23 protein-coding genes and 1 pseudogene are annotated in these 21,223 nt (G+C 54.2%); 8 read left to right on the forward strand and 16 right to left on the reverse strand.

Annotated elements, in window-relative coordinates; genetic code table 11:
• Window positions 1-38: 38 nt before the first annotated feature.
• Window positions 39-977: a LysR family transcriptional regulator gene (locus tag GA0061070_RS17245; RefSeq protein ID WP_167353589.1), complete on the reverse strand. Its 939-nt coding sequence runs from the start codon at window positions 975-977 to the stop codon at window positions 39-41.
• 136 nt (window positions 978-1,113) lie between these two features.
• On the opposite strand from GA0061070_RS17245, the gene GA0061070_RS17250 reads away from it, so the two are divergent.
• Complete coding sequence (locus GA0061070_RS17250; protein WP_090137259.1) at window positions 1,114-2,325, forward strand: MFS transporter; 1,212 nt, start codon at window positions 1,114-1,116, stop codon at window positions 2,323-2,325.
• Window positions 2,326-2,405: 80 nt separating this feature from the next.
• Here the strand turns inward: GA0061070_RS17250 and flgL are convergent, their stop codons facing one another.
• From flgL to flgB, 11 genes are all read right to left on the reverse strand, one after another.
• Entirely contained in the window at window positions 2,406-3,374 is a 969-nt protein-coding gene (gene flgL, locus GA0061070_RS17255) for a flagellar hook-associated protein FlgL (RefSeq protein WP_090137260.1), read from the reverse strand.
• 14 nt (window positions 3,375-3,388) lie between these two features.
• The gene (flgK, locus tag GA0061070_RS17260) at window positions 3,389-5,038 is read right to left on the reverse strand and encodes a flagellar hook-associated protein FlgK (protein WP_090137261.1); all 1,650 of its coding nucleotides are present in this window, start codon (window positions 5,036-5,038) and stop codon (window positions 3,389-3,391) included.
• Window positions 5,039-5,113: 75 nt separating this feature from the next.
• Window positions 5,114-6,073 (reverse strand): flagellar assembly peptidoglycan hydrolase FlgJ, encoded by a 960-nt coding sequence (flgJ, locus tag GA0061070_RS17265; protein WP_090137262.1) that lies wholly within the window; start codon window positions 6,071-6,073, stop codon window positions 5,114-5,116.
• Entirely contained in the window at window positions 6,073-7,167 is a 1,095-nt protein-coding gene (locus GA0061070_RS17270) for a flagellar basal body P-ring protein FlgI (RefSeq protein WP_090137263.1), read from the reverse strand. The genes flgJ and GA0061070_RS17270 overlap by 1 nt, the downstream gene beginning before the upstream one ends.
• A gap of 12 nt (window positions 7,168-7,179) precedes the next feature.
• A complete protein-coding gene (flgH, locus tag GA0061070_RS17275; protein ID WP_090137285.1) occupies window positions 7,180-7,878 on the reverse strand; it encodes a flagellar basal body L-ring protein FlgH in 699 nt (232 codons plus the stop codon).
• A gap of 57 nt (window positions 7,879-7,935) precedes the next feature.
• On the reverse strand, window positions 7,936-8,718 hold the full coding sequence (gene flgG / locus GA0061070_RS17280) for a flagellar basal-body rod protein FlgG (protein ID WP_043953894.1): 783 nt from the start codon (window positions 8,716-8,718) through the stop codon (window positions 7,936-7,938).
• Between the two features lie 15 nt (window positions 8,719-8,733).
• Window positions 8,734-9,489 carry a flagellar basal body rod protein FlgF gene (locus GA0061070_RS17285; RefSeq protein WP_090137264.1) on the reverse strand — a complete coding sequence of 252 codons (756 nt, stop codon included), beginning with the start codon at window positions 9,487-9,489 and terminating at the stop codon, window positions 8,734-8,736.
• Between the two features lie 20 nt (window positions 9,490-9,509).
• Window positions 9,510-10,718, reverse strand: a complete 1,209-nt coding sequence (flgE, locus tag GA0061070_RS17290; protein ID WP_090137265.1) for a flagellar hook protein FlgE — start codon at window positions 10,716-10,718, stop codon at window positions 9,510-9,512.
• Between the two features lie 26 nt (window positions 10,719-10,744).
• The gene (flgD, locus tag GA0061070_RS17295) at window positions 10,745-11,437 is read right to left on the reverse strand and encodes a flagellar hook assembly protein FlgD (RefSeq protein WP_090137266.1); all 693 of its coding nucleotides are present in this window, start codon (window positions 11,435-11,437) and stop codon (window positions 10,745-10,747) included.
• Between the two features lie 11 nt (window positions 11,438-11,448).
• Complete coding sequence (gene flgC, locus GA0061070_RS17300; protein WP_090119613.1) at window positions 11,449-11,853, reverse strand: flagellar basal body rod protein FlgC; 405 nt, start codon at window positions 11,851-11,853, stop codon at window positions 11,449-11,451.
• A 4-nt stretch (window positions 11,854-11,857) separates the two neighbouring features.
• On the reverse strand, window positions 11,858-12,274 hold the full coding sequence (flgB, locus tag GA0061070_RS17305) for a flagellar basal body rod protein FlgB (RefSeq protein ID WP_090137267.1): 417 nt from the start codon (window positions 12,272-12,274) through the stop codon (window positions 11,858-11,860).
• Between the two features lie 157 nt (window positions 12,275-12,431).
• Between flgB and flgA the strand changes: the two genes are divergently transcribed.
• The 3 genes from flgA to flgN all read left to right on the forward strand — a co-directional run bounded on the left by flgA (window position 12,432) and on the right by flgN (window position 13,906).
• Window positions 12,432-13,091 carry a flagellar basal body P-ring formation chaperone FlgA gene (gene flgA, locus GA0061070_RS17310; protein ID WP_090137268.1) on the forward strand — a complete coding sequence of 220 codons (660 nt, stop codon included), beginning with the start codon at window positions 12,432-12,434 and terminating at the stop codon, window positions 13,089-13,091.
• 94 nt (window positions 13,092-13,185) lie between these two features.
• Entirely contained in the window at window positions 13,186-13,479 is a 294-nt protein-coding gene (flgM, locus tag GA0061070_RS17315; protein ID WP_090137269.1) for a flagellar biosynthesis anti-sigma factor FlgM, read from the forward strand.
• A 4-nt stretch (window positions 13,480-13,483) separates the two neighbouring features.
• Window positions 13,484-13,906: a flagella biosynthesis chaperone FlgN gene (gene flgN, locus GA0061070_RS17320; protein WP_090137270.1), complete on the forward strand. Its 423-nt coding sequence runs from the start codon at window positions 13,484-13,486 to the stop codon at window positions 13,904-13,906.
• 45 nt (window positions 13,907-13,951) lie between these two features.
• Here the strand turns inward: flgN and murJ are convergent, their stop codons facing one another.
• The 4 genes from murJ to rimJ form a co-directional block, all read right to left on the reverse strand.
• Window positions 13,952-15,487, reverse strand: a complete 1,536-nt coding sequence (murJ, locus tag GA0061070_RS17325) for a murein biosynthesis integral membrane protein MurJ (protein WP_090137271.1) — start codon at window positions 15,485-15,487, stop codon at window positions 13,952-13,954.
• 107 nt (window positions 15,488-15,594) lie between these two features.
• Window positions 15,595-16,518, reverse strand: a complete 924-nt coding sequence (locus GA0061070_RS17330; protein WP_090137272.1) for a Gfo/Idh/MocA family protein — start codon at window positions 16,516-16,518, stop codon at window positions 15,595-15,597.
• Window positions 16,519-16,520: 2 nt separating this feature from the next.
• A complete protein-coding gene (locus tag GA0061070_RS17335; protein WP_090137273.1) occupies window positions 16,521-17,168 on the reverse strand; it encodes a YceH family protein in 648 nt (215 codons plus the stop codon).
• Window positions 17,169-17,177: 9 nt separating this feature from the next.
• Window positions 17,178-17,762: a ribosomal protein S5-alanine N-acetyltransferase gene (gene rimJ, locus GA0061070_RS17340; RefSeq protein WP_090137274.1), complete on the reverse strand. Its 585-nt coding sequence runs from the start codon at window positions 17,760-17,762 to the stop codon at window positions 17,178-17,180.
• A 238-nt stretch (window positions 17,763-18,000) separates the two neighbouring features.
• On the opposite strand from rimJ, the gene mdtH reads away from it, so the two are divergent.
• The 4 genes and pseudogenes from mdtH (at window position 18,001) to pyrC (ending at window position 21,212) form a co-directional block, all read left to right on the forward strand.
• Window positions 18,001-19,209 (forward strand): multidrug efflux MFS transporter MdtH, encoded by a 1,209-nt coding sequence (gene mdtH, locus GA0061070_RS17345; RefSeq protein WP_090137275.1) that lies wholly within the window; start codon window positions 18,001-18,003, stop codon window positions 19,207-19,209.
• Window positions 19,210-19,404 (forward strand): annotated as a pseudogene (locus GA0061070_RS17350) (glutaredoxin); the annotation flags it as partial.
• Window positions 19,405-19,491: 87 nt separating this feature from the next.
• Window positions 19,492-20,052: a lipoprotein gene (locus GA0061070_RS17355; RefSeq protein WP_090137277.1), complete on the forward strand. Its 561-nt coding sequence runs from the start codon at window positions 19,492-19,494 to the stop codon at window positions 20,050-20,052.
• A 116-nt stretch (window positions 20,053-20,168) separates the two neighbouring features.
• Window positions 20,169-21,212 carry a dihydroorotase gene (pyrC, locus tag GA0061070_RS17360; protein ID WP_090137278.1) on the forward strand — a complete coding sequence of 348 codons (1,044 nt, stop codon included), beginning with the start codon at window positions 20,169-20,171 and terminating at the stop codon, window positions 21,210-21,212.
• The last annotated feature ends 11 nt before the right edge of the window (window positions 21,213-21,223 follow it).

Here is a 21,223-nt window from a genome sequence, read left to right on the forward strand (position 1 = left end):
CGTCAGACAGCCAAAAAGCCGACCTCAGGGTCGGCTTTTTATGCCTGCCGCGCGGGCTGGCGCATACCTCCCAGACCCGGCATCACTTCACGCATCAGTTGCAAAAATTTTCGTAATCGCGCCGGATAGTACCGCGCCCACGGATACACCAGATGCACCGGCAGCGGTGCCGCCTGCCATTCCGGCAACAGGGAGACCAGTTTTCCGTTGCGTATCTCCTCTTCCACCACCCAACTGGAGATAACCGCCAGCCCAAGACCACTAATCGCCGTATTCCGCGCAGCGTACAGGCTGTCGGTAAACAATCTTGGTGAGATTGGCACCTGCTCCGCTTCACCGGTTTGCTGATGCGTCAGATGAATTTCATGCTGATAAAAAGTGTTCAGCGCTATCCACGGCAACGCTGAGAGCTGTTGCGGGGTCTCAATTGCCGGAAAACGCGCCAGCAAGGCCGGAGAAGCCACCAGGCTGCGGGGTACCTCTGCCAACAACACTGACACCGTTGCCGGATCCACTTCTGCGCCAACACGAATAGCGCAATCGATGTTCACGCTAAGAAAATCGACCGTTTTATCGTTCAGCATCCACTCGACAGAAAGCTGCGGGTGTCGCTCCAGAAATTCGGTGAGCGGCCCAAGCAACTGCTCCTGACCAAAAGCATGCGGCGCACGCACACGTAAAATACCGACCGGTTCATCATCGGACTGGCTCAGTTCATCCTCCAGAGCTACCCAGGCATCCGCCACACGTTTTGCATGTTGATAGCAGCGTTCACCATCATCGGTCAGTTTCATCGCATGGGTGGTGCGCAGCAGTAGCTTCACACCGAGCAGAGTTTCCAGCGATTGCAAACGGCGGCTGACCGTAGCCTGCGTCGTCACCAGTTGACGCGCCGCCGCCGACAGCGAACCGGCTTCCACGATGCGGATAAATGTCCGCATCAAATCCACTCTGTCTATACGTTCCTGGCGCTTCATATTTATATTGCCTATACGTTTCACGTATAACCGTTTTACCACTCAGCTAGCTACCGTGCCATAGAGTATTAGATAAGAATGCCCTCACTGCGTAGCACGTCTACGAATTCATAAAAACATATCGGGGAAACACAGTATGAACCGTCATTCTCTTTCGACAGATGCTGTTGGCTGGGTCATTTTAGCGCTGGCGCTGGGTGCGGGATTTAGCGTTGCGTCTATTTACTATTCACAACCGCTGCTGCCGCTAATGGGCAGCGATCTGCATCTGACCGTTAACGGCATGGGGTTAGTTCCCACGCTGACTCAGGCCGGTTATGCGCTGGGGATTTTGTTTTTACTGCCGCTGGGCGATCGCCATGACCGTCGCCGCCTCATCCTGATAAAAAGCGTGGCACTGGCAATTCTGCTACTGGCCTGTAGCTTGACCAACAACCTTCCCTCTCTGTTGCTCGTCAGCCTGATGCTGGGGATGGCGGCAACAATGGCACAGGATATTGTCCCGGCGGCAGCCATTCTGGCACCAGCGGGTAAGCAGGGGAAAATGGTCGGCACAGTGATGACCGGCCTACTGCTCGGCATTCTGCTCTCACGTACGGTTAGCGGCTTCGTCGGTGCAGCATTTGGCTGGCGGGTAATGTATCAACTCGCTGCCGTCAGTATTGCCCTGATTGGCGTGCTGATGTGGTCCGTGCTGCCGCGATTTGCCACCCACTCGACGCTGAGCTACCCGGCATTGATGAAATCGATGGCACACCTGTGGCAACGTTATCCGGCACTGCGTCGTGCAGCGTTCGCCCAGGGTTTCTTGTCCATCGCTTTTAGCGCTTTCTGGTCTACGCTTGCGGTGATGCTGCTGGAAAAATATCAGTTGGGCAGCGCCGTTGCCGGTGCATTCGGTATTGCGGGGGCTGCCGGTGCGCTGGCCGCGCCGCTGGCTGGTGGTCTGGCAGACAAAGTCGGCGCTGAAAAAGTAACGCAGCTTGGTGCCGGGCTGGTGACACTCTCCTTTACCCTGATGTTTTTACTGCCGGTGCTGCCGTCACACGCTCAGCTTGTCCTGATTGCGATCTCTGCGGTCGGTTTCGATCTCGGTCTGCAATCCAGCCTCGTGGCGCACCAGAATTTGGTGTACGGTCTGGAGCCGCAAGCGCGTGGCCGCCTGAATGCGTTACTGTTTACAGGCGTGTTTATCGGTATGGCGGTGGGGTCTGCACTGGGCAGTAAACTCTATTCCATCGCCTCATGGCAGGGAGTGGTAGTGCTGGCAACGCTCTCTGGCTTTATCGCGTTGGTCATTCGCCTGGTCGATGCCCGTCGCATACAGCAAGCGACACAGAAGGCATAAGGCAAAAAAAGGCCCGCTCCGGTAACAGAGCGGGCATACGGAACATGTCCCAGTTTCAAGACATGCTCAAAATGAAACTATTACTTGTTAACCTGGAACAACGACATTCCCTGCATATCGGAGAATGCTTTGTAAGAAGCCTGCAATGCGGCTTGTTGCATGGTGTAAGACGAAATCACCGAGTTCCAGTCCACATCCACCAGATCGCTTTTCTGCTGTGTCAGCCCCAGCGAACGGTCATTACCCAACGAATCAAGACTGTCCAGCTCATTCAACTGCGTACCCAACTGCGCGCGTACCGTCAGCACGTTATTCAAAGAGTTCGTCAAACCACGGCTGGTTTTGTCAACCGCAGCCTGCGCGGTAGCTTTGGCCGTATCATTGCCAGAAACTGGCGTATTCAGGGCGGCGATGGCCGTATCCAGCATTTTAAACAGATTAGTTTCCGAGGTACCTGGCGCACCCGTTGCCGGATCCGTCGGTTCAGGCGTAGCGTTACTGGTGATGTGGTTAAAAATCTCATCCCCGGTATGGGCAATTACCATGCTACGGGAAGCATCAACCTGTTGGGTGATGTTTTGCGCGCCGCCGCTGTAAGTACCGGTAGAATCATACGGTGCCGTTTCGGTTTTATAGCCGCCGAAAATATAGCGCCCGTTACCATCAGTGCTGTTCGCGAGGTTCAACAACTGATCACGATAGCCTTGCAGTTTGCTGGCAAGTGACGCGCGGTCATCGTCGCTGAGCGAACCGCTACCAGCCTCAACAATGGTAGACTGCGCGCCCTGAACTGCGGTTGTTACCTGCTGCAACACGCTCTCTTCCAGTGACACTTTTTGCTCGGCAAAAGTACGCGCCGTCGCGTACTGGGTGTTCTGCGCCTGCGCCTGAGAGATCACCACGGCCTGCGAAGCAGCGATCGGATCGTCAGAAGGACGGTTCACACGCTGCCCGGTAGACATTTGCTCACCATAAGACAGCCATTTACTCTGCGCATTGGTGACGCCGCGCATGTTTTGTTCATACATCATTTGCGTGCTGATACGCATCATTCACCCCTTACTTAGCGAATTCCCAGCAGCGCATTAAACAGCGTGCTTGCGGTCTGCAGAACCTGGGCGTTAGCCAGATAATATTGCTGATAACGTTGCAGGTTACCGTACTCTTCATCGAGGTTAACCCCGGAGATAGACTGCTGCTGGTTGCTGAGCTGTGTCACCACGTTGCTCTGCGTAGTACTGCTGGTTTTCAGCGTAGACGTTTTGTTACCTACATCGCTGACCAGCGTGGCATACGCATCGTTGAACGTTTTGTTGCCGCCGACTTTCGTCGCCTTTTGCAGATCCAGCATCGCCTGACCGTTACGGTTATCGCTCGCACCGTCATTGGCGTTTTGCGCCATGGCGATCTTCGACTCGTCCGTCACTGCCACGCTCATATTAACGACAGCATTGCTCACCGGTTTAACGGTAAAACTGTCATTGGTGGCCGGCCCGGTCGCGCCGCCGACGGTAATTTTCAGACCATCAAAGTTCAGCGTACCGTCAGTCGCGTCCGGCGTAACCGTAAACGAGGTATTGTTGGACAAGCGGGTGACATTCCAGTTTGTGCCATCGTAAACCACTTTGTAATCGGTCGCCTGTACCGCAGAGCTGTCGCTCACGGCTGCCGTCAACGTAGCTCCACCGGTATTTTTCGAGTTGTTCAGCGTTGTTGGGGAACCAATGGTAAAGAAATCAGTACCCTGTGCACCGTTCGCGTCATAACCCTGCGTGTGCTGCTGGTTAAATGAATCGGCAAATGACAGCGCCAGTTGACCCAGTGTGTTACGCGTCTGATCCAGATCCTGCGAACGGAATGCCAACAGGCCACCCAGCGAGCCAGTAGTGATCAGTTTTTCCGGAATTTCGATATTGCCAGCGGTGTTATCAACATACGCCACGGTGGTACGCGACGGATCAGCGCTCGAAGAGACCGCCGCCAGCTGGCGAGAGGTACTACCCTGCACCAGCGTATAGCCGTTCGCCATGGTCAGGTTGTAGGTATTACCATCCTGCACGTTAACGTCCACACCCACGATCTTATTCAGTTCGCTAACCAGTTGGTCGCGCTGATCGAGCAAGTCATTCGGCGACGCGCCAGCGCCAACGCCGGTAAGGCGGGAAATCTGGTCGTTCAGCGAGGCAATCTGCTTAGTGTAGTTGTTGATCTGATCAACGCTTGATGAGATAGACAGGTTAATCTGTTTGTCCTGGTCACGCAGATACTGGTCAGCCACCTTGAACTGGTTAACCATGCTGTCGGCTTTGCCCAACAGCGCCTGACGTGACGCCGGATCTTCAGCGTTGCTGACCAGCGTTTGCAGGCTGGAGAAGAAATCCTGCATGCTGGTCGCCAGTGAATTGGTGGTGCTTGACAACACATCGTCGATTTTCGACATCTGCTCATAACGCGTCGTCAGCCCGCTACTCTGGTTTTGCGCCGCGCGCAACTGATTGGTGATAAAGGCATCATACTCACGCTGAACGCCAGTAACGTTAACGCCATTACCAATATAGCCGCCTGCACCCAGCGTACTTTTCGCCGCTGAAAGCACCGTCGTCTGGCGAGTGTAGCCCGCCACGTTATAACTGGAAATGTTATTACTGGCAGTATTAAGCGCCGCCTGGGCTGCGCTGAGCCCACTCATGGCGCTATTAATCAAACTGGACATGGAGGTTCCTTATATACATTCAGTCATGAGTCCTGTTGACGATTATCGGCAACCCAGGGCGAAACTTGAGACTTTTCAGAACAGATTTTGGGTGTCCGTGCTATACGCTTTGCTGACTTTTTCACCCATCGATTTCAACTGCTGAATCATGGATGTCAGTTTGCGAGCATAGTTAGGATCGGTGGCATAACCAGCATTTTGCAGCGCCTGCGCGCCCTGTTCTGGCGTTGCGGCAGTGGTGACCGCCGCGTAGCGTTTGTTGCGCGTCAGCATACCGACATAGTCGGAGAGCGCCTCAAGGTATGAGCTGTAAACGCGGAATTTGGCTTTCACTTTCACCGCTTCACCGTTTTCATATTCGGTGGTGGTGACTTCCGTGGTCGGCCCCTTCCAGCCTGGCGTGGCTTTAACGCCAAAAATATTAAAGCTCGGCTGGCCGTTTTCACGCGGGATCTGCCGCTGGCCCCAGCCAGATTCCAGCGCCGCCTGCGCCAGGATCAGGTGATGCGGAATCCCACTCTGCTCACTCGCCAGACGGGCAGGAAGCGATAATTGCGCCAGGAAGTCTTTGCTGTCGCCGGAAAGCGGTTCATCACTGCTTTCCGGCGCTTTTGGCATCGCTTTACGTACCAGTTGCGTCAGCGCCTGGTTCTGATAGGTAGTGACCGTTTCCAGCGGGAACTTCATCGGTACTTGCTGTGATGCTTGTTCAGCAGGCTCAGCGGCTCCCTGCTGAGCAGCCATCTGTTTGACCATCATATCCGCCAGCCCCAGACCTTTACCGGCCGTCATCTGCTGGGCAATTTGTTGGTCATACATGCTGGTGTACAGCCGGGTTGAGTCACTGCTGAAAATGCCGTCTTTCGGCAACGTTTCACGCATGCTTTTCAGCATCATCTGCACGAACATACCCTCAACCTGACGGGCAACGGGGCGCAAATTGGCCTTTGGATCCTGTCTGGTCTCGGTTTTCAGTTCGTTCAGTGATTGCGCGTCCCAGGCCGCGCTCGACAACAACCGGCTGTCCGTCAGCATTAGATGATCTCCAGTTTCGCGCGCAAGCAACCTGCACTTTGCATGGCCTGCAGGATAGACATCAGTTCCATCGGCGAAGCACCCAGCGCGTTAAGTGCGCGCACGACACTATTGAGGTTGGCGCTGGAGCGAACGCTTTGCAGCGAGCCACCGCTCTGGCGCAAATCGATCTGCGTCTGCGGCGTCACCACTGTCTGACCACCGCCAAACGGTGTATTCGGCTGGCTGACATTCGCCTGCTGGTTGACCGTCACAGAGAGGTTCCCCTGCGCGACGGCACAGTTATCCAGAGATACTTCACGATTCATCACCACTGAGCCGGTGCGAGAGTTGATGATCACTTTCGCATCCTGCTGGGTAGCGCCAACTTCAAGGTTCTGAATATCGGCCAGCAGACGTACCTGCGAACTGCCGCCAGTGGAAACGCGGATTTGTACGGTACGGGCATCAAGCGCTGTTGCGCTACCATAACCACGGCTGCGGTTAATGGTGTCGGCAATCTGCTGCGCCATAGAGAAATCTTCCTGGTTCAGTTGCAGGTTGATGGTATTCCCCGCACCGAACTGCGTCGGCAACTCACGCTCGATCACCGCGCCGTTGGTAATACGTCCGCCATTAAGCTGGTTCACCTGAACACTACTGCCACCTGCTGACGCACCTGCGCCACCAACCAAAATATTCCCCTGCGCCAGCGCATACACCTGGCTGTCGACCCCTTTCAGCGGTGTCATCAGCAGCGTACCGCCGCGCAGACTTTTAGCGTTACCCATTGAGGAGACCACCACATCGATGGTTTGCCCCTGGCGGGCGAACGCCGGGAACTGTGCCGTGACCATAACGGCCGCGACGTTTTTCAGTTGCATATTGGTGCCGGTCGGCACCGTAATCCCCATTTGCGACAACATGTTATTCAGTGTCTGCGTGGTAAAGGGGGTCTGCGTGGTCTGGTCGCCTGTGCCATCAAGGCCAACGACCAGGCCATAGCCAATCAAGGAGTTTTCTCGTACGCCCTGTACGCTGGTGAGGTCCCGGATGCGATCGGCCTGGGCAACAGATGCCACCAGTACCAACGCCATTGCCAGATATTTAAACATAATTCACCCCGGTTACATCGGCGATAAGTTGAGGAAGAAACGTTGCAGCCAGCCCATATTCTGCGCTTCGTTGATGTAGCCATTGCCCACATACTCGATACGCGCGTCCGCCACCTGAGTGGACGGAACCGTGTTGCTGCCGCTGATGGTGCGCGGGTTTACGACACCGGAAAAGCGGATGAACTCTGTGCCCTGGTTAATGGCGATCTGTTTTTCACCCACTACATGTAAATTGCCGTTGATCAGCACTTGATCGACCGTGACGGTCAGCGTGCCGCTAAATGTGTTACTGGCATTTGCGCCGCCTTTGCCGTTAAAGGTATTGCTACCGGAAGAACTCAGATCGGCGCGAGAGTTACCGAACAGCCCTTCGAGATAGCGCGGCGTGGTATCCATGCCAAAGCTGGATTTGCCATCGCGGCTGGCATTCGCTGACGAGCTTTTGCTGGCGCTCACGTTCTCTTGCAGCACGATAGTCAGCGTGTCACCAACGTTGCGCGGACGACGATCTTCAAACAGCGGCTGATAGCCATAGTTAATTGGTTGCGCAGTCTGATAAATCGAGCCATTCACCATCGGCACCGGACCCGGAATGGGCTGGGCAGTGGTCGCCCCCTGCACTAACGGTGTAGACGGAACCCAGGCACATCCTGTCAGGGTTAATGCTACTAAAGCCATAATCGGGTAGCTGCGCGCGGCGTATTTTTGCATTGCATTCATCTTCAAAATCAGGGTTCCGGCGCGGCGCTTACCGCGCCGGAAAACGCCTTAGAGTTGCGTCAGTTTCTGCAGCATCTGATCGGTGGTCGATACTGCCTTACTATTAATTTCGTAAGCGCGCTGAACCTGGATCATATTCACCAGTTCTTCTGCCACGTTTACGTTTGAGGTTTCCACATACCCCTGATACAGCAAACCAGCACCGTTCAACCCAGGTGTAGTGGCGTTTGGTGCGCCGGAGGCCTGCGTTTCGGTGTAGAGGTTTTCACCGATGCTTTCCAGACCGGTGTCATTCATAAAGGTGGTCAGGTTTAACTGGCCAACCTGAACTGGCGCAGCCGTCCCCTGCTGGGTCACACTCACCACACCATCGCTGGCGATTGTGATGCTCAGTGCGTTTGCCGGGATGGTGATAGCAGGTTGAACCTGATAACCGCCAGCCGTTACCAACTGACCATTCTGGTCGACCTGGAAGGAACCGTCGCGCGTATAGGCGGAAGTTCCATCCGGCAGTGCCACCTCAAAGAAGCCCTGCCCTTTAATCGCCACATCTTTACTGTTGTTGGTCTGAGACAAGTTGCCCTGGCTGTGCAAACGTTCAGTGGCAACCGGACGCACGCCGGTACCAATCTGCAAGCCAGAGGGCAGTGTAGTTTGCGCGGAAGACTGCGCACCAGGCTGACGAATCGTCTGGTACAGTAAATCTTCAAATACCGCACGCTGACGCTTAAAACCATTGGTACTGACGTTCGCCAGGTTGTTGGCGATGACATCCATATTGGTTTGCTGGGCGTCAAGGCCGGTTTTTGCGATCCATAATGAACTGATCATATGTAGTCCTGTTTATTAGCCCATTGACAGCAACTGGTTGGCACGTTGCGCGTTATCATCGACGCTGGAGATAACCTTCATTTGCATCTCGAAACGACGCGCGCTGGCGATCATATCGGTCATAGCTGCCACCGGTTTAACGTTACTGCCTTCCAGCACCCCGGACATGACTCGTACGCTCGGATCGTCCTGCAACGTCGCGCCACGCGTCGCTTGTGCGGCCTGGGTCAGACGGAAAATACCGTCATCACCACGCTGCACTTCTTGCGGGTTGGCCTTCACCAGTTTCAGTTTGCCAACCGGAGCAACGGTATTGGCCGGATCGCCCGGGTTCAGCGAGGAGATCGTACCATCAGCCGCAATCGTTATTTGCGAGCCTTCAGGAACGGTTAACGGCCCGGCATCACCCATCACTGGATTACCCTGGATCGTCAACTGGCCAGTCGAACTCACCTGGATGTTACCGTTGCGGGTATATCCTTCAGAACCGTTCGCCGTCTGTACTGCCAGCCAGCCGTCCTGCTGCAACGCCACGTCCAGCGGACGCGAAGTGTAATCCAGTTGGCCTGGCGTCATATCGGCGCCAGGTGTTGACGCGATCACCAACGTACGGGTAGGTAGCGAAAGCCCTTCTACCGGCACTGCACGCAGCGCATTAAGCTGTGCACGGAAACCCGGAGTAGACGCATTCGCGAGGTTGCTGGCCGTGACAGCCTGCTGATTCAGCGTCTGGCTGGCAGCGCCCATCGCGGTATATATTGCGTGATCCATTAAGCCATCCCGTCAGACGATTAACGCAGGTTAACCAGCGTGTTAAGGATCTGGTCCTGGGTTTTGATAGTCTGCGCGTTCGACTGATAGTTACGCTGCGCGACGATCATATTCACCAGTTCTTTACTCAGATCTACGTTTGAAGCTTCCAGCGCTCCGCTGGTCAGGCTACCAAAGTTACCTGTGTTTGCCGTACCGAGCAGCGCCACACCGGAAGAAGCCGTGGCAGACCAGACGTTATTGCCTTCGGACTTAAGACCTTCGTTGTTGGCGAAGTTTGCCAGCACAATCTGACCCAGCAACTGAGTCTGTTCGTTGGAGTAGTTACCTACAACGGTACCATCATCGTTAATCTGATAGCTCACCAGATCACCCGGTTTGTAGCCATTCTGGGTGGTCGCAACGATATTGTTAGAACCGGTGTTTTGCTGCATGGAGTTCAGGAAGCTCAGGGAGAATGTCGCCGGGGTTGCGCCGTTAACGGTACCGGTGGTGATGTTCGCCGTGGTGCCACTGGTCAGAGCGCCATTGGCGTCAAACACCATTGTGCTTGCCAACGTCGCAGCGCTGCCACTTACGCTACTGTCCTGCGTGTAAACACTCCAGGTGTTCGCCGTAGCACTTTTCACGAAGTAGACGTTCATGTCATGCGCGTTACCCTGGCTGTCGTAAACGGTAACAGAGCCTTTTTTGTTGTAGGTATCGGCGTTAGTCGGATCAAAGGGGGTAACTGTCGGAGTAGCATCCGTAGAGTTCAGGTTGATCTGCATCGTTGCCGTGGTGGTGGTTTTCGCCGCCATCAGGGTGTTCGGAATAGTAATGGCCGTTGGGTTCGCACCGGTCTGTACCGTTGGCGGTGTACCCGTTGCCGGATAACCGGTGACTTGCATGCCTTGCAGGTTAACCAGATTGCGGTTTTGGTCCAGGCTAAGCTGGCCATTACGGCTGTAATAAACAGAACCGTTACTGTCGACCATACGGAAGAAACCGTTGCCGCTCAGTGCGACATCAAGACCGCGACCGGTGCTGGTAGTTGTACCGTCGTTAAAGTCCTGGGTAATCCCGGCCACCTTAACACCCAGACCGACTTTAGAACCGGCAAACATATCGGCAAAAGACGCAGTCCCGGATTTAAAGCCATATGTGGCGGAGTTGGCGATGTTGTTACCAATGACATCGAGGTTGGTGGCCGCAGCATTCAGGCCGCTGACCGCTTGTGAAAAGGCCATGACTTACTCCTGATAAGTGTTAAGGCTTAGATAATCTGCCGTACTTCGTCGAGTGTGGTTGTACCGTAGGTACCCAAATCTAAAGCGTTGCCGCTGGAGTTGAGCGTGACGCCCTGTACCATGGCAAATTGCAGCGGTTGTGCGACCAACTGCGTTGAGCCGGTGCTGGCGGAGATGGAGACTTTGTAAGATCCATCCGGCGCTGTCGTCCCATCTGTCAGCTTGCCATCCCAGCTAAAGGTATGAACGCCAGCAGACAGCGCACCAACGTCAATCGTGCGCACCACGGTGCCGTCTTTACTCGTGACGGTTGCGGTGACTTTGTCGGCGGCCTGCGTCAGTTCAACACCAAACGGTGTAGAGGTTCCGCTGCCTACCAGCACCGTCTGACCAGGGATCATTACGCCGTGACCAATCAGGTTAGATGCCTGCAATGACTGGCTATTATCAATCTGCCCGGAAATCGAACCCAGCGTGGTGTTTAGTTTTTCAATCCCGCTGAGGGTACTGATTTGCGCCAGTTGCGACGTCAGCTCATTGTTTTGCAGCGGGTTGGTCGGGTCCTGGTTTTTCAGTTGCGCGACCAGCAGCGTCAGGAAACTACTCTGTAGGTCAGAAGCGCTATTAGTGCCTGTTGTGGTCGTACCTGTAGTCGTACCTTTAGTCGATGAGACACTACTGTTAGCAGTGGTGTCATTCACGTTCACGGCGATAGACATGCGTGTCTCCTTTACTGGCCAAGGGTGAGTGTTTTGAGCATCATGCTCTTAACGGTGTTAAGCACTTCGACGTTTGCCTGGTAGCTGCGTGAAGCGGACATGGTATTCACCATCTCACCGACCACATCAACGTTCGGCATTTTGACGTAGCCATTGGCATCAGCCAGCGGATTGCCTGGTTCATAGACCAGTTTGTCCGGTGCCTGACTTTCGACTACATCTGAAACTTTCACGCCGCCGGTCGCCTGACCTGGTGCAGCGTCAACCTGGAAGACAACCTGTTTAGCGCGGTATGGTTGTCCGTCTGGCCCGGTTACGCTATCGGCATTCGCCAGGTTACTGGCGGCGACGTTCAGGCGTTTTGATTGCGCGGTGAGCGCAGAACCGGCGACATCAAAGATATTCAGTAATGCCATTTACTTAGTTCCCCTGTTGCAGAACGCTCATCATATTTTTGATCTGTCCGCCCAGCACGGTCAGGCCGGTCTGGTATTTCACGCTGTTGTCAGCGAATTGCGTACGTTCGCGATCCATATCCACGGTGTTACCGTCGAGTGAAGGCTGATCAGGAATGCGGTACAGCAGATCGGCGGACGGCGCGGAGAGGGTTTGCGCCGGAATATGGCGGGAAGATGTCAGCGTCAACGCAACACCGCTGTTTTCAGCACGCCCGCGCTCCATGACTTTTTTTAATTCGCTGGAGAAATCAATATCACGCGCCTGAAACCCTGGGGTATCGGCATTGGCAATGTTTGCCGCCAGAATCTCCTGGCGCTGGGCGCTCAGGTTCAGCGCTTCTTGTTGAAAACGCAGAGCGGCATCAAGTTTATCGAGCATAGCTCCCCCACTGATGACAATTATTTAGCCAACAGCTTAAATCCCCTCAGGCAAACTTATCGCCGGAATAAGGGCAAAATGCGTCGCTATTTATTGCGTTGATAGATTTGCCAGGCAGTTAAAATCTCTGCATCCCATCAACAGGCAGGAGTCTGCGATGAACACGTTTAAAAGCGGTTTAGCCGCGACCTTACTGTTTTTGAGTCCGCTGACACAGGCGGGTGAGCTGCAAGCTCAGCTCACGTCATTTTTTGCTCAGCGCCTTGCTGGCTTTAGTGATGAGGTAGTGGTAAATATACGTACCCCGCAGAACATGTTGCCCGCCTGCGATCAGCCTGCACTGAGCGTAGTCGGTGGCGCCAGGCTGTGGGGAAACGTAAACGTTGTCGCAAACTGCGCGGGGGCTAAGCGCTTTTTGCAGGTTACCGTGCAGGCGACAGGTAATTATGTGGTGGCGGCACAATCTGTTGCGCGTGGTAGTACACTGCAACCCGGCAGCGTGACATTAAAACGCGGCCGCCTCGATCAATTGCCGCCGCGCACGATGCTGGATATTAATCAGGCGCAGGATGCGATCAGCCTGCGCGATCTCGTTCCCGGGCAGCCGATTCAGCTCTCGATGCTGCGTCAGGCATGGCGGATAAAAGCCGGGCAGCGGGTACAGGTTGTGGCATCGGGAGATGGCTTTAGTGTGAACGGCGAAGGACAAGCGCTGGACAATGCCGCCGTGGCGCAAAATGCCCGCGTGCGTATGTCTTCAGGCCAGGTTGTCAGCGGTACGGTGAACACTGATGGGAATATTCTGATTAACCTATAATCTTTTTAAAGAATTTATGTTGCCTGCCGATAATTAAGCAACGACTAAAGATATCAGGCCCGAAACGCCGGGACACCTCGATGAGGACAACACTATGAGCATTGATCGTACATCGCCTCTGAAGCCGGTTAGCACTGTTCAACAGCGTGAAACCAACGACGCCCAGGCGCAGAAAGCACGGCTGGAAAAAGCCGCGACGGCGAACAGCACCAGCGTCACTATCAGCGGCGCGCAGGCGAAACTGATGCAGGCCAGCGCGAATGACATCAATATGGAACGCGTTGAGCAACTGAAAACCGCGATTCGTAATGGCGAACTGAAAATGGATACCGGCAAGATTGCCGATGCCCTGATTAACGAAGCGCAGAGTTACTTACAGAGTAAATAACAGAATGAATCGACTGTCAGATATCCTTGATCAAATGACAGTTATCCTGAACGATCTGAAAGACGTGATGGATGCTGAGCAAAAGCAACTTTCCGTAGGCCATGTGAATGGCAGTACGTTACAGCGTATTACGGAAGAAAAAAGTTCCTTGCTCGCAACGCTGGATTACCTGGAGCAACAGCGTCGTTCGGCGCAGAAAGCACAGCACAGCGCTAACGACGATGTTGCCGATCGCTGGCAAATTATTACGCAAAAGACACAGCATTTGCGCAACCTTAACCAGCACAATGGATGGCTGCTGGAAGGGCAAATTGAGCGTAATCAGCAGGCGCTGGATGTACTGAAACCTCATCAGGAACCGACGTTGTACGGTGCCAACGGACAAACCGCTTCCGCTCACCGTGGTGGCAAAAAAATCTCGATTTAATCGACAAACATTTTTTTTGCCAGGGTTTCCCCCTGGCAAAATTGTTTATGCCGTCCGGCGAGCAAACTCTTTCAGCTTAAAACCCAGCAGCGCCAGCGTGGCGAAGTAAGCTGCCGCGCCTACCCCTACGACCGCCATCAAACGCAGCAAGCGATATGGCATCGTACCCTGCGACCATTCCGGCATGACATAGAGTACTCCTGCCAACGCAGCCGCCATCACCAACACAGCAATCACCAGACGCAGCAGAAAGCTTTTCCAGCCTGGCTGCGGCGTGAAAATACCTTGTTTACGTAACTGCCAGTAAAGCAGACCGGCATTAAGGCAGGCCGCCAGACCGATCGACAGTGACAGCCCGGCGTGTTTCAGCGGACCAATAAAAGCAAGGTTCATCAACTGCGTCATCAGCAGCGTGATAATAGCAATCTTCACTGGCGTTTTAATGTTCTGCCGCGAATAAAAGCCCGGCGCCAGCACCTTCACAACAATCAGGCCCATTAAGCCAACGGAATAAGCAATTAATGCCCGCTGTGTCATCAGCGCGTCAAAGGCGGTGAATTTACCATACTGAAACAGTGAGACTGTCAACGGTTTCGCCAGAATACCCAACGCCACTGCGCTCGGTAGCGCCAGCAGGAAGCACAGACGCAGCCCCCAGTCCATCAAGCGGCAGTACTCGTCGTGATTGCCGCTGGCAAAACTTTTCGACAGTGAAGGCAGCAAAATCGTTCCCAGCGCCACACCCAGCACACCAGACGGAAACTCCATCAATCGGTCAGCATAATACATCCACGATACCGAACCAGAGACCAGGAACGAGGCGAAAATCGTATTGATAATTAAAGAAATCTGGCTGACCGAGACACCCAGAATGGCTGGTCCCATCTGTTTCACGACGCGAATGGCTCCGGCATCGTGAAAACTTACGCGCGGTAATACCAGCATGCCGATCTTCTTCAGATGTGGCAGTTGATAAACCAGTTGCAGCACGCCTCCCACCGTCACCGCCCATGCCAGCGCCAGCACTGGCGGATGGAAGTACGGCGCGGCAAATAGCGCAAAGCCAATCATGCTGATATTGAGAAATGTCGGCGCAAATGCCGGCACCGAGAAACGATTCCAGGTATTGAGGATCGCCCCCGCCAGTGATGCCAGCGAGATCAGCAGAATATAAGGAAAGGTAATGCGCAGTAGCTGTGAGGTGAGATTGAATTTATCCGCTGTATCGGCAAAACCCGGAGCAGTGACCAGAATCACCCACGGTGCCGCCAGCATCCCGGCAACAGTCACCAGCGCCAGCGCCAGTGTCAGCAAACCAGAGACGTACGCCACAAACACCTGCGTCGCATCCTCGCCCTGCTTACTTTTGTACTCAGCAAGAATGGGAACAAATGCCTGAGAAAATGCCCCTTCAGCAAAGATACGCCGCAACAAATTTGGCAGTTTAAACGCTACAAAGAAGGCGTCGGTTGCCATACCCGCACCAAAAACCCTTGCCACAATAGCGTCGCGCGCAAAACCCAGCACGCGAGAAAACATCGTCATAGAGCTGACTGCTGCCAGCGATTTTAATAGATTCATTCCGGATTCCATAAGGCACAACGCCTGCAATGCAGGCGTTGGTATGCAGCGAAGCGCTTAGTCTACAGGGAAAAAGGCGAATTACTATCACCAGATGTTACTGGCGGTTATTCACTCATCGCCTCACTCCAGAGCTTTTCCACTACGCGTTGAGCCAGTATGGCCTGTTCACCCGCCGTTTCCGGAACCGTCTGATTTTGCACGCATTCAATAAAATGGCGCGCACAACCGGCAAAACCACGCTGTTCCAGCACGCTCTGCCAGCCAGCAACCGGACGCACCACTATGCCCTGCCCGCGCTCTTCACGCCATTCACGCATATCGGTGATATCCACCAGCGCGCCATCAGTAACGGCCTGAATCCACTCGCGCTGGCTTCCCGCCCGCCGGTGCATACTGGTGGTGATTTGCAGGTGACCCAGAGAGAAGTGGTGTTCGGCATAAACCATTGCACCGTCATCATCCGTAAGCAACGTACCGCTTTGTAACGCCGCCGCGCTTCCTGCCAGCCATAATGCGGTGTCCACCACGTGCAGATAATCATCAAGCAGCGTGAAGCGTAAATCCTGCGGCCCCACGCTGTCGGTGCGGTGTTTATCCATCCTCAGTGACGCCGCCAGCGGCATCTGCTGTTTCAGTTCGCGGTACAGCGGCGAGAAACGGCGGTTAAAACCGACCATCAGCGTCAGCTTTTTCCGCGCGGCCAGTTCGATAAGCCGCTCGGCATCCTGGAGGTTTTCTGCCAACGGTTTATCGACACAAACATGCACGCCAAGGTTCAGTAACTCACCGACCACGCTGTAATGCGAAGCCGTCGACGTGTGGACGAAAACCGCATCACACTGGGCGGCTAATGCCGCCAGCGAATCAGCATACGGAATGCGCCAGCTTTCGCATACCCGCAGGGCTTTTTCCCGCGTCGGCGACCAGGCCGCGGTTAGCGTCCAGTCGGTCGCAGCGCCTACAGCGGGTAGCCAGGCTTTTTGCGCAATGCCGCCAAGGCCAACCACTCCAACACGTAGTTTCGTCACGACTAATCTCCTAAATGTGCGAGCAGCGAATCCAGACGCTGCTTCAGTTCTGCTACTTCCTCTTCCAGAGCCTCAACACGCGCCGCCAGTGATTCTTCCGGCGGGCTGACCGCCTCAATAACATTATCCAGAGTCTGTACATCGCCACTGAACAGGTGCATATAGCGGCTTTCGCGCTTGCCGGGTTCTCTGGGCAACCGCACAACATACGGGCCATCTTCCCGCGTCGCCAGCAATTCCAGCGCCGTTTCCACCTCCGCCATATCATTAAAGTGATGCATGCGTTCCGCACGGCCACGCAGTTCCCCCGGCGTTTGCGGCCCGCGCAGCAGCAGCGTGGTGATTAGCGCCACTTCTGCCTGATTGAGTTTCAGATCGCCAAATTCAGAGTTGCAAAAACGCTGCTCGTATTTCGTTACTCGATTGCCAAAACCGCTGACGGTGCGCAGATAGTGCCGCTTCACCAGTTCATCCAGCACATCCTGTACCTCATGTTCGTTGAGGTTCATGACGGGTTCACGGTTGGTCTTCTGATTACTGGCGGTAACCACACCGTTGATTGACAGCGGATATTGCTCCGGCGTGGTGATCTGCTTTTCCAGCAGGCAACCGATAACTCGCGCTTCAACCGCTGAGAGTTGATACTTCATCGTTGCTCCTTAGCGACCTGGGGTCCATTCTTGCGCAGTGAGCGCGGTAAGTACGTGGTCGCGCCACTGCCCGTCGATCAGCAAATACAATTTGGCGTAGCCCTCTTTCTCGAAGCCCAGCCTCGCCAGCAAATCGCCACTACGTTTATTATGCGGCATGTAATTTGCCATGATACGGTGCATATGTTGCGTGCGCTGCATGTAGCGGATCGCCGCTGTCAGCGCTTCAAACATCAGCCCTTGTCCCTGCCATTTTTGCCCGATGGAGTAGCCAAGGTAACAGGCATGAAACGAACCGCGTACCACATTGGAAAAATTCGCCACGCCGACGATCTCTTTTTCCTCAGGATCGAGCAGCGCGAAATAGAATGCCGACCCCTGCTTATGAAATTCATTGATCATGCCAAGACGAGCCTGCCACCCGGAAGGATAGCAATGACTTTCATCACGCACGGGCTCCCAGGGCTTTAGAAATTGCCGATTTTCGGCGTAATAATCCGCCAGGCGCCAGGCATCGCGCTCATGCACTAAACGAACCACTAATCTGTCTGTGACTAAGCGTACTTTCGGCACGTTACTGCGGTAGCCAAACATGCATTACCACTCCTTCCATTTCACCACTCTTTTAACCCCTTACCTTTACTATACATTTGCGCAGCCACTCTGTGAAAACAGCAACATGGCATTTTCCACTTTGCGAACCATTTTCGATGAAAACTCTGAATCAAAGCCGGTTTTTGATAAAAAAATATTGTCACCACGAATCTGGGAAAAGATCGGGTGAACCCGCAGAATAAGAATGTCTTATCTTCCTTAATTTCCCGGAGGGGAAATGGCGCGCATATCGCAGGCAAGGAGCCTGGGTAAATATTTCCTGCTTGTCGATAATATGCTAGTGGTTCTCGGCTTTTTCGTTGTCTTCCCGCTCATTTCTATTCGTTTTGTTGATCAGCTCGGCTGGGCGGCATTGATGGTCGGTATTGCACTCGGCCTGCGACAATTTATTCAGCAGGGTTTAGGCATTTTCGGCGGCGCAATTGCCGACCGTTTTGGTGCCAAACCGCTGATCGTCACCGGCATGTTGATGCGTGCGGGCGGTTTCGTCGCTATGGGCGTGGCGCACGAACCCTGGCTACTGTGGCTCTCCTGCATTCTTTCCGGGTTGGGCGGTACGCTGTTCGATCCGCCTCGCTCCGCGCTGGTAGTCAAACTGGTGCGACCTAACCAGCGCAGCCGCTTTTTCTCTATCTTGATGATGCAGGACAGCGCAGGAGCGGTTGTTGGCGCATTGCTTGGTAGTTGGCTGTTGCAATATGACTTTCGTCTGGTGTGCGCTACCGGGGCGCTAATGTTTGTGCTCTGCGCCGCGTTCAACGCCTGGCTGTTACCGGCATGGAAACTCTCTACGGTAAAAGCCCCGGTGCGTGAAGGGCTGGCACGTGTGCTGCACGACAAACGGTTTGTCACCTATGTACTGACGTTGACTGGCTACTATATGCTGGCGGTACAGGTAATGCTGATGCTACCGATCATGGTCAACGATATTGCCGGTTCACCGGCGGCAGTGAAGTGGATGTACGCCATCGAAGCCTGTTTGTCGCTGACGTTGCTCTACCCTATCGCCCGCTGGAGCGAAAAACGTTTCCGTCTTGAACATCGTCTGATGGCTGGCCTGCTGGTGATGTCATTCAGCCTGCTGCCGGTCGGAATGGTAGGGACGTTGCAGCAACTGTTTACGCTTATCTGCACATTCTATATCGGCTCAATTATTGCCGAGCCTGCGCGGGAAACTTTAAGCGCGCAGCTAGCAGATGCCCGCGCGCGCGGCAGTTATATGGGTTTCAGTCGCCTGGGGCTGGCATTTGGCGGCGCACTTGGTTACGCCGGCGGCGGGTGGTTGTTCGATGTCGGCAAAGCCTTCAACCAGCCGGAATTGCCGTGGATGATGCTCGGCTTGATCGGCCTGATGACCTCAATGGCGCTGTTGTGGCAATTTGGCCAAAAGCGTATTCGTCCACAGATGCTCGAACCTGGCGCCTGATTTGTCTCGAAGAAAGTGGCGGCGATCCGCATTTTCAACGAACATCTCGCCCACTCTACCGGGCTGGTGAAAAACATTAGCGACGATCCTTGGGCGCTGGACAAACTCATTGTCAAACCCAATGCGGTCAACGGCGAACGATCCGGGGACGATATTCATCTTTTCCTGCTGTTGCGTAACGTGGTTGTCGCCAGCCATTCAGTTTTTTCCGCTAGCCTTTGTACCGTGCCTGACGCATCCTACGCACTGGTTTTGACGCTTTCGGAATCACGTTGAGGAATTATGAAGAAGATTTTTTTTGCCGCTGCCTTACTGCTGAGCGGTGTGCTGGTGGGTTGTAACCAACTGACCCAATATTCTATCAGCGAACAGGAAATTAACCAGTCACTGCAAAAACGCAATGATTTTGCGAAAGACATTGGTTTGCCTGGTGTGGCTGACGCACACATTGTGCTGAACAACCTGGCGTCGGAAATTGGTCGAGAAGAGCCGAATAAAGTGACCCTGACCGGTGATGCCAACCTCGATATGACGTCCCTATTCGGTAACCAGAAAGCAATCATCAAGCTGAAACTAAAGGCGTTGCCGGTGTTTGATAAAGAGAAAGGCGCCATTTACTTGCAGGAGATGGAAGTGGTGAAAGCCGACGTGCAGCCAGAAAAAATGCAAACGGTGCTGCAAACGTTGATGCCCTATCTGAACCAGTCGCTGCGCAGCTACTTTAATCAGCGTCCGGCTTATGTGCTAAAAGAGGACAGCAGTAAAGGCGAGGCGCTGGCGAAGAAATATGCCAAAGGTATTGAGGTGAAACCGGGCGAAATTATTATCCCCCTCACCGACTGAGTTACAGGGCGCTGCGAGCGCCCTTTTTTTCAGGAAAAAGATGCAAACGAAAACGTTTCCGCTTATCCTTAGTGCCCGGCAAAAAACACCTGATTCTCACCAGCCGGAGCACTCCAATGACACAATCCCAGGTTTTGAAAATCCGCCGTCCTGACGACTGGCACGTCCACCTGCGTGATGGCGATATGTTAAAAACCGTGGTGCCGTGGACCAGTGAAACCTACGCCCGCGCCATTGTCATGCCCAATCTCGCTCCCCCTGTAACAACTGTTGATGCTGCGCGCGCATATCGCCAGCGCATTCTTGACGCTGTGCCTGCCGGACATGATTTCACTCCGCTAATGACTTGCTATCTGACCGACAGTTTGAGTGCGGACGAAGTGGAACGTGGGTTTAACGAAAACGTCTTTACGGCAGCAAAACTTTATCCCGCCAATGCCACCACCAACTCCAGCCACGGCGTCACCAGCATTGATGCCATTATGCAGGTTCTGGAGCGCATGGAAAAATTGGGTATGCCGTTGCTGGTGCATGGTGAAGTGACCCACGCCGATATCGATATCTTCGATCGCGAAGCGCGTTTTATTGAAACGGTGATGGAGCCGCTGCGTCAGCGCCTTCCGGGGTTGAAAGTGGTATTTGAGCATATCACTACCAAAGACGCGGCTGATTATGTACGCGAGGGCAACGAGCGCCTGGCGGCCACCATTACACCACAGCATTTGATGTTTAACCGTAACCATATGCTGGTTGGCGGCGTGCGTCCGCATCTTTACTGCTTGCCCATCCTAAAACGCAACACCCACCAGCAGGCGCTGCGCGAGTTAGTCGCCAGCGGCTTTGAGCGCGCTTTTCTCGGCACAGATTCCGCACCGCATGCGCGGCACCGAAAAGAAGCAAGCTGTGGTTGCGCCGGTTGCTTCAATGCGCCAACCGCGCTCAGCAGCTACGCTACCGTATTTGAAGAGATGAACGCCTTGCAGCATTTTGAAGCGTTTTGCTCACTGAATGGACCGCGCTTTTACGGGCTCCCACTCAATGAGGGCTTCATTGAGCTGGAACGCATCGAAAGCCTCGTGCCAGAGAATATTGCCCTGATGGACGATACACTGGTACCGTTCCTCGCGGGTGAAACCATTCGCTGGCGCGTTAAGCAGTAAAAATTTTACTT

Source organism: Kosakonia oryziphila, assembly GCF_900094795.1.
Classification (GTDB): domain Bacteria; phylum Pseudomonadota; class Gammaproteobacteria; order Enterobacterales; family Enterobacteriaceae; genus Kosakonia; species Kosakonia oryziphila.